The organism is Erythrobacter sp. (assembly GCF_023653175.1).
Taxonomy (GTDB): domain Bacteria; phylum Pseudomonadota; class Alphaproteobacteria; order Sphingomonadales; family Sphingomonadaceae; genus Erythrobacter.
Genome location: NZ_JAMNXL010000175.1, coordinates 1 through 7,536, shown reverse-complemented (window position 1 = coordinate 7,536; position 7,536 = coordinate 1). Strand labels below are relative to the sequence as shown.

Annotated in this window: 7 protein-coding genes and 1 pseudogene; 5 read left to right on the top strand and 3 right to left on the bottom strand. The window is 66.9% G+C overall.

The features are described from left to right. Positions 1 to 329: pseudogene (locus NBV68_RS15790) on the top strand (hypothetical protein); the annotation flags it as partial. On the opposite strand, the gene NBV68_RS15785 reads toward NBV68_RS15790, so the two are convergent. Next, a complete protein-coding gene (locus NBV68_RS15785; RefSeq protein WP_296311545.1) occupies positions 303 to 980 on the bottom strand; it encodes a Fe2+-dependent dioxygenase in 678 nt (225 codons plus the stop codon). The pseudogene NBV68_RS15790 and the gene NBV68_RS15785 overlap by 27 nt on opposite strands. Positions 981 to 990: 10 nt before the next feature. Further along, entirely contained in the window at positions 991 to 1,635 is a 645-nt protein-coding gene (locus NBV68_RS15780; protein ID WP_296311543.1) for a TetR/AcrR family transcriptional regulator, read from the bottom strand. A 122-nt stretch (positions 1,636 to 1,757) separates the two neighbouring features. On the opposite strand from NBV68_RS15780, the gene NBV68_RS15775 reads away from it, so the two are divergent. Further along, entirely contained in the window at positions 1,758 to 4,091 is a 2,334-nt protein-coding gene (locus NBV68_RS15775; RefSeq protein WP_296311537.1) for a TonB-dependent receptor, read from the top strand. 64 nt (positions 4,092 to 4,155) lie between these two features. Here the strand turns inward: NBV68_RS15775 and NBV68_RS15770 are convergent, their stop codons facing one another. After that, positions 4,156 to 4,422, bottom strand: a complete 267-nt coding sequence (locus NBV68_RS15770) for a hypothetical protein (protein ID WP_296311534.1) — start codon at positions 4,420 to 4,422, stop codon at positions 4,156 to 4,158. 134 nt (positions 4,423 to 4,556) lie between these two features. Between NBV68_RS15770 and serS the strand changes: the two genes are divergently transcribed. The 3 genes from serS to NBV68_RS15755 all read left to right on the top strand — a co-directional run. Beyond that, positions 4,557 to 5,837, top strand: a complete 1,281-nt coding sequence (gene serS, locus NBV68_RS15765) for a serine--tRNA ligase (protein WP_296311532.1) — start codon at positions 4,557 to 4,559, stop codon at positions 5,835 to 5,837. After that, positions 5,837 to 6,601: a 5'/3'-nucleotidase SurE gene (surE, locus tag NBV68_RS15760; protein ID WP_296311530.1), complete on the top strand. Its 765-nt coding sequence runs from the start codon at positions 5,837 to 5,839 to the stop codon at positions 6,599 to 6,601. The genes serS and surE overlap by 1 nt, the downstream gene beginning before the upstream one ends. Beyond that, positions 6,601 to 7,536 (top strand): potassium channel family protein (locus tag NBV68_RS15755; protein WP_296311528.1); only part of this gene is annotated, 936 nt, incomplete at its 3' end. The genes surE and NBV68_RS15755, both read left to right, overlap by 1 nt.

Sequence of the window (7,536 nt, the reverse complement as noted above, 5' to 3'; positions counted from 1 at the left end):
GGCTGGTCGGCCACCCGCTGATGATGCTGGTCGCCTTCATCGGCATCGTCTCGATGCTGATCCAGCAGCTCTACATCTGGCGCGCCGCCGACCCACTGCGCACCACATACATCGGCGAGCATTTCCGCGCGCTGATCGGCATGGGGATCTCGGCCTACACCGCGTTCCTTTCGGTGGGGCTGATCCGGTTAGTGCCCGAGGAAGTGTTCAACCCCGCAATCTGGGCCGGGCCGAGCGTCATCGGGGTGAGCCTGATCCTGTACTTCACCCTCAAGGGCAAGAAGGCCGCCCAGCCCCGGGCTTCAGGGGCGCGCCCACATCCGCAATAGATTGGCGATGGTCTTGTCGAGCGTCAGCAGCTCGGCCGACTGACCGGGCAGCTGCGCGCGCAGCGAGGCGCGCAGGTTTTCCAGATCGAACAGCATCTCGCGGGCCGTGGCATCGGCGATCAGGCTCTCGATCCAGCCGACACACACGATCCGCTGCCCCCGCGTCACGGGCCGCACCTCGTGGATCGAGCCTGAGGGGTAGAGCACCAGGTGCCCCGCCTCGCCCTTGACCGACTGGGTGACCCCGGCCGCATGGATCACCAGCTCGCCGCCATCATATTCGCCGGGCGGAGTCAGGAACAGGGTGAAGGACAGGTCGGTGCGCACCCGCCGCTCGCCCTTGCCCATCAGCGCATTGTCGACATGCGCGCCGTATCCCCCGCCCTCACCCGTCCGGCTGATGAGCAGGTGCGACAGGCGGCGCGGCTGGGCGGCGGCGCGGATCACCGGGTTTTCCCAGAGGATCTGCGCGATCTCGTCCGGAAGGCTGCGGCCCGCAGGCCCATCCATCGCCGCCTGCTCGTTGCGCTTGACCGCGCGCGCCACCGAGCCTGCGGTCTCGCGCCCGTCGCGCCATTCGAGCAGCGCGACGCGCTGGTGGATGGCGGCGAGGCGCTCGGCCTCCGGGATGGCGTGAACGGCAAGGATCATCGCCGAGGCTTTAGCGGCGCAGCAGGCCTTCCGCCAGCAGCCGGTTGACCCCGGCGGCGACCGCGTCGGGCGAAAGTTCCTTGCCGTCAGCCCACACCACATAGCGCAGGCCGACGAACACATTCATCCCCATCAGCGCCCAGGCCTCGAGCTCGCCCAGCCCGTCGCGGAACTCGCCCGCCGCCGTCCCGCTGCGCAAGCGCTCGGCGATGCGCGCGGCGATGGTCTCGTAGTGCTGGCGGTAGCTGGCCGGATCGACGAACTCGGCCTCGTCGATGATGCGGTAGATTTCCTTGTGCTCGGCCGCAAAGCGCAGGAACGCCGCCAGCGCCGCGCGCTCGATCTCGAGCGCGCCCATGCCCTCATGCAAGGCCGAGCGCGCAGAGGTGCGCACCTTCTCGCTCATGTCGGCGACCAGCGCGCGGAACAAGGCGTCCTTGCTGTCGAAATAGGTGTAGAAGCTGCCAAGCGCCATCCCGGCGCGGCGCGTGATCGAGCTGACCGACGCCTCGTGGAAGCCCTTCTCGCCGAATTCCTCGGCCGCCGCGTCGAGCAGCTTGCGAAGAGTGCGCCGCCCGCGCTCGGTGCGCGGCGTCTTGGCGTCGACCGACGCCTCCTCGGCGACCGCCGCCGCAGCTTCGCGAGTGTTGCCCATCTGCCTCTCCCTCGGCGCTTTCGGTAGGCCGCGCAAGAGGGGCGCACAAGTCTAAACTTGAAAGGTGGTTCAACTTTCAATACGGATGGCCGGATAAGAGGGCCTGGAGAGGAAACCACATCATGAAGACGACGCTTTGCACCCGTGCGCTGCTGCTTGCCGGCTGCGCAGGACTTGCCACCTTTGCCGCGCCCGCCATGGCGCAGGACAGCGCAGCCGATGTCGCCGCCGAGGCCGCTGAAGCCGCCGCTGCCGAAGAGGAAGGCACGATCTACGTCACCGCCCGCCGCCGCGAGGAACGCCTGATCGACGTGCCGCTGTCGGTCACCGCGATCTCGGGCGACACGCTCGCCAAGCAGGGCGTGCAGGATATCGTCGCGGTCGCCCAGCAGGTGCCCAACATCACGCTCGAGGTCAGCCGCGGCACCAACACCACGCTCACCGCCTTCATCCGCGGTGTCGGCCAGCAGGACCCGGTCGCCGGCTTCGAGGCGGGGGTCGGCCTCTATGTCGACGACGTCTACCTCAACCGCCCGCAGGCCGCGGTGCTCGATGTGTATGATGTCGAGCGCATCGAAGTGCTGCGCGGGCCGCAGGGCACGCTCTACGGGCGCAACACCATCGGCGGCGCGATCAAGTATGTCACTGCGCCGCTGCCCGACAAGACCAGCCTGAAGGTGCGCGGCACCTATGGCTCCTACGACCAGGCCGACCTGATCGTCACCGCCTCGACCCCGATCGGCGAAAGCTTCAAGATCGGCGCGAGCGGCGCGCGGCTGTCGCGCGGCGGCTTCGGCGACAACCTCACGCTCGGCACCGAGAACTACAACAAGGACGTGTGGGCCGCACGCGGCACCATCGAATTCGAAAGCGGCCCCGTGACCGCGCGGCTTTCGGGCGACTATGTCAAGGACAACTCCGAAGCGCGTCAGGGCCACCGCTTCATCCCCGGCCTCGTCAGCGGCGCGCCGGTGCTCGATGACGTGTTCGACACCCGCGCCGGGCTCAACATAGTCGATCAGGAGGTCGAGGCCTATGGCGGCGCGCTCAACATCGCGATCGAACTCAGCGACACGCTGACCTTCAAGTCGATCACCGGCTACCGCGAGGATGCCTCGACCACCCCGATCGATTTCGACAGCCTTGCCGCGGTCGATCTCGACGTGCCGGCGATCTACGAGAACGACCAGTTCAGCCAGGAACTGCAGCTGCTCTACGAAGGCGACAAGCTGTCGGGCGTGCTCGGCTTCTACTATCTTGACGCCAACGCCTTCACCGCCTTCGACGTGGCGCTGTTCACCACCGTGGCCGGCCTCACCGCGCAGACGCTGGGCGATGTCGAGACCAAGACCTGGTCGGTGTTCGGCGATTTCACCTATGACCTCACCGACACGCTCAGCGTCTCGGTCGGCGGGCGCTACACCAACGACAAGCGCACCAGCCTCGTGCTGCGGCGCACCTTCCTCGGCGGGTTCTCGAACCTGTTCGGCGGCACCGGCGCGGTGATCGCCACCACCAGCAACTTCACCGGCAGTGCGACTTTCGAGGACTTCAACCCGCGCGGTTCGATCAGCTGGCAGCCGACACCGGACCACAATATCTACTTCACCTATTCACAGGGCTTCAAGGGCGGCGGCTTCGATCCGCGCGGCCAGACCACCGCATGCCGCAACCCCACCGGCGGCGCGTGCAATGCCGATCAGGTGTTCGACTTCCTCGCCTTCGACCCCGAAACGGTCGACAGCTACGAGCTGGGCTGGAAGGCCTCGCTGCTCGACAACCGCCTCAACATCAGCCTCGCGGGCTTCCTCGGCCAGTACAAGGACGTGCAGATCCCCGGCTCGGTCGGCTTCGACGCCAACAACGACGGGGTGAACGAAAGCTTCATCGGCATCACCTCCAACGCCGCATCGGCCGATGTCAACGGCTTCGAGTTCGAAGGAAACGCGCTGGTCGGCAAGGACTTTGCGGGCGACGGTAGCCGCTTCACGGTCAACTGGTCGCTCGGCGTCATCGACGCCAAGTTCAACACCTTCATCGATGCTTTCGGCCGCGACGTGGCCGACCAGCGGGTATTCCAGAACACCCCGGATATCACCGCGCACATGGGCTTCGACATGGGCCTGCCGCTGGCAGGCGGGATCGTCGACTTCATCGGCCAGGCCTCGCTGCGATCCGACGCGAGCCAGTTCGAGGTGCCCAACCCGTTCCTCGATCAGGACGGCTTCGTGCTGGTCGATGCGAGCATCGTCTACACCTCGGACGACGGGGTCTACTCCCTCGGCGTCCACGGCAAGAACCTGTTCGACAAGGAATATATCGTCGCGGGCTACAACTTCGTGGCCGGCGGCGTGGGCGGCGCGCCCTTCGTCCCGACTCTCGGGCGCGAGGGCACGCTGACCGGCTTCTACGGCGATCCGCGCCGGGTGTTCGTGACGGCTCAGGTCAACTTCTGAGCCGATTTTCCCCGAAGGGGCGGCGGCCTCTGGCTATCCACCGCCGCCCCTTTCTCCCTACCGGTCAGTCGTAGGTCTGGACCGGCGTCGAGGTTGGAGCCGTGGTGAGCGTGCCGCTCGAGCGGTCCGAATTGCCCTGCTGCGGCTGCTTGTCGTACCAGCGCTTGGCGAAATATCCGCCCACGCCGAGCATCACCATCGTCGGCAGGCTGATGCGCGCAAGCACAAAGGGCACCGCCGCGCCCAGCGCCGCACCCGTGGCGCCTCCGACAGCGGGCGAGTTCTTGGCGAGCTTGGCACCGATCGCGGCGCCGATGATTCTCTTGAGCATGATATTGTTCTCCTTGTCCTGACTTACCGGCGGGAGGCCTTGCAGGTTCCCCCGCAGATCGCAGACGCGGGTCAGCCTGCCGACGCGCCCTTCCCCCTTTCCTTGGCATCGCTGAGCGGGCATAGGCGCGCGTCATGCACGACATTCGCCTGATCCGAGAAAATCCGACAAGCTTCGACGCCGGCCTCGCCCGCCGCGGCTTGCCCGCGCAGGCAGCATCGCTGATCGCGCTGGACGAGGAACGCCGTGCCGCGGTGACCGAAGTGCAGGTCGCGCAGAGCCGCCGCAACGAGGCGTCGAAGCTGATCGGCGCGGCAATGGCCAAGGGCGACAAGGACGGCGCCGAGGCGATCAAGGCCGAAGTTGCGGCGCTCAAGGACGCAATGCCTTCGATGGAAGCGCGGGCTGACGAGCTAGCGACCAAACTCAAAGAGGCACTCGAGATCATCCCCAACCTGCCGGGCGCGGACGTCCCCGACGGCGCGGGCGAGGAGGAGAATGTCGAAGTCAGCCGCTGGGGCACCCCGCGGGAGATCGATTTTGCGGCGAGGGAACACGCCGACATCGCCCCTGCCCTCGGCATGGATTTCGAGACCGGCGCAAGGCTGTCCGGCGCACGCTTCACCTTCCTGCGCGGCGGCATGGCAAGGCTGCACCGCGCGCTCGGGCAGTTCATGCTGGATGTGCAGACGGGCGAGCACGGCTACGCGGAATGTAACCCGCCGGTGCTGGTGGGCGACGATGCCATGTACGGCACGGACAAGCTGCCCAAGTTTGCCGAGGACAGCTTCAACACCACCAACGGGCGCTGGCTCATCCCGACCAGTGAAGTCTCCCTCACCGCCAGCGTCATGGGCGAGCTGCTCGACGAGGCCGCGCTGCCGATGCGCCTCACCGCGCTCACCCTGTGCTTCCGCTCCGAGGCGGGCGCGGCAGGTCGCGACACGCGGGGGTTCATCCGCCAGCACCAGTTCGAAAAGTGCGAGCTGGTCAGCATCGTGCGGCCCGAGGACAGCGAGGCAGAACACCAGCGCATGGTCCGCGCGGCGGAAACCATCCTCGAACGCCTCGCCCTGCCCTATCGCAAGCTGCTGCTGTGCACCGGCGACATGGGGTTCGGCGCGCGCAAGACCTATGATCTGGAGGTTTGGCTCCCCGGACAGGGCGCGTTCCGCGAGATCAGCTCGTGCTCGAACACCGGCGACTTCCAGGCCCGCCGCATGAACACCCGCTACCGCATCGCGGGCGAGAAGCGCACAGAGTTCGTCCACACCCTCAACGGCTCCGGCCTCGCCGTGGGCCGCACGCTGGTCGCGGTGATCGAGAATTACCAGAATGCCGACGGCTCGGTCACCGTTCCTGACGCATTGCTGCCCTACATGGGCGGCATTACCCGATTGGAACCCGCCCAGTAATGCGCATTCTCCTCACCAATGACGACGGCATCAACGCCCCCGGCCTCAAGGTGCTGGAGGAGATCGCGCGCCAGTTCTCCGACGACATCTGGATCTGTGCCCCGTCCGAGGAGCAATCGGGCGCGGGCCACTCGCTGACGCTGACCCGCCCCGTGCGCCTGCACAAGCATGGCGAGCGGCGCTTTGCCGTCAGCGGGACGCCCACCGACAGCGTGATGATGGCACTGCGCACCGTCATGCCCGATGCGCCCGACATCATCCTCTCGGGCGTCAACCGCGGCGCCAACCTTGCCGACGACATCACCTATTCGGGCACGGTCTCGGCCGCGATCGAAGGCGCGCTGGCGGGGATCAAGGCGATCGCCTTCAGCCAGGTCTATGCCCGCGAAGGCATGGGCGACGAGGTGCCCTTCGGCGCGGCGCTCGAATGGGGGCCGAAGGTGCTGAAGCCGCTGATCGACGCCCCGATGGCCGACCGGACGCTCATCAACGTCAACTTCCCGGCGATCCCCGCAGATGAGGTCAAGGGCATCCGCGTCGTCCGGCAGGGCTTCCACGACTATTCGCGCGGCACCATCGTCGAGGGCCGCGATCCGCGCGGCTACCGCTATTTCTGGTTCGGACTCGACCAGATCGAGCACACGCTGGACCACGGCACCGACCTCGAGGCGATCGAGGAAGGTTTCGTCGCCGTCACCCCGCTCCAGCTCGACCTCACCCACTATTCGACCATGGGCATCCTTGCCGATCGGTTCACGGACTGATGGCCGCGCGGCCCGAACCCTCGGCAAGCCGCAACCCGTTCAAGCGCAAGACGCTGCTCGCCGACCAGTTCCGCCCGCTGCGGCGACAGGTCAAGCTCCCCGTGTGGGGCGATCTCGGCCTGCGCATGGGCGCGGCCTTCGCGCTGATCGGGCTGGTGATCGCGATCCACTGGTGGGACCGCGACGGACTCGTCGACAATGTCGACGGGAGCATCAGCTTTCTCGACGTCGTCTATTTCACGATGATCAGCATCACCACCACCGGCTTCGGCGACATCGCCCCGGTCAGCGACCGCGCGCGGCTGATCGAGGCGGTGATCGTCACCCCGGTGCGCATCGCGGTGCTGTTCATCTTCGTGGGCGCGGCCTACGATTTCGTCATCAAGCGCAGCTGGGAGAAGTTTCGCATGGCTCGCATCCAGGAACAGCTCAGCAATCACGTGGTGGTACTCGGCTACGGCGTGTCGGGCTCGCAGAGCGTGGGCGAGCTGATCGAGCGCGGGGTCGATCCGCGCTGCATCGTGGTGATCGACCCCTCCGAGGATCGCCTCGCCGATGCCGAGAAGCTTGGCGTCAACGTAATGGCCGCCGATGCCACCCGTGACGAGAACCTCAAGGCCGTGCGCATCGCCGAGGCGCAGAGCGTGCTGGTTTCGGCGGGCCGTGACGACACCTCGATCCTGATCGTGCTGACGGTGCGTCACCTGGCCCCCAAGGTGCCGATCAGCGTGGTGGTGCGCGCCGACGACAACGAGCTGCTGGCGCGGCAGGCGGGGGCGAACAACGTCATCAACCCGGTGCGCTTTACCGGCCTGTTGCTGGCCGGCAGCGTCAAGGGCGCGCATATCGCCGATTACCTCGCCGACCTCGCCAGCGTCGGCGGACGGGTGCAACTGGTCGAGCGCGAGGTGACGGCGGCGGAATGCGGCAAGTCG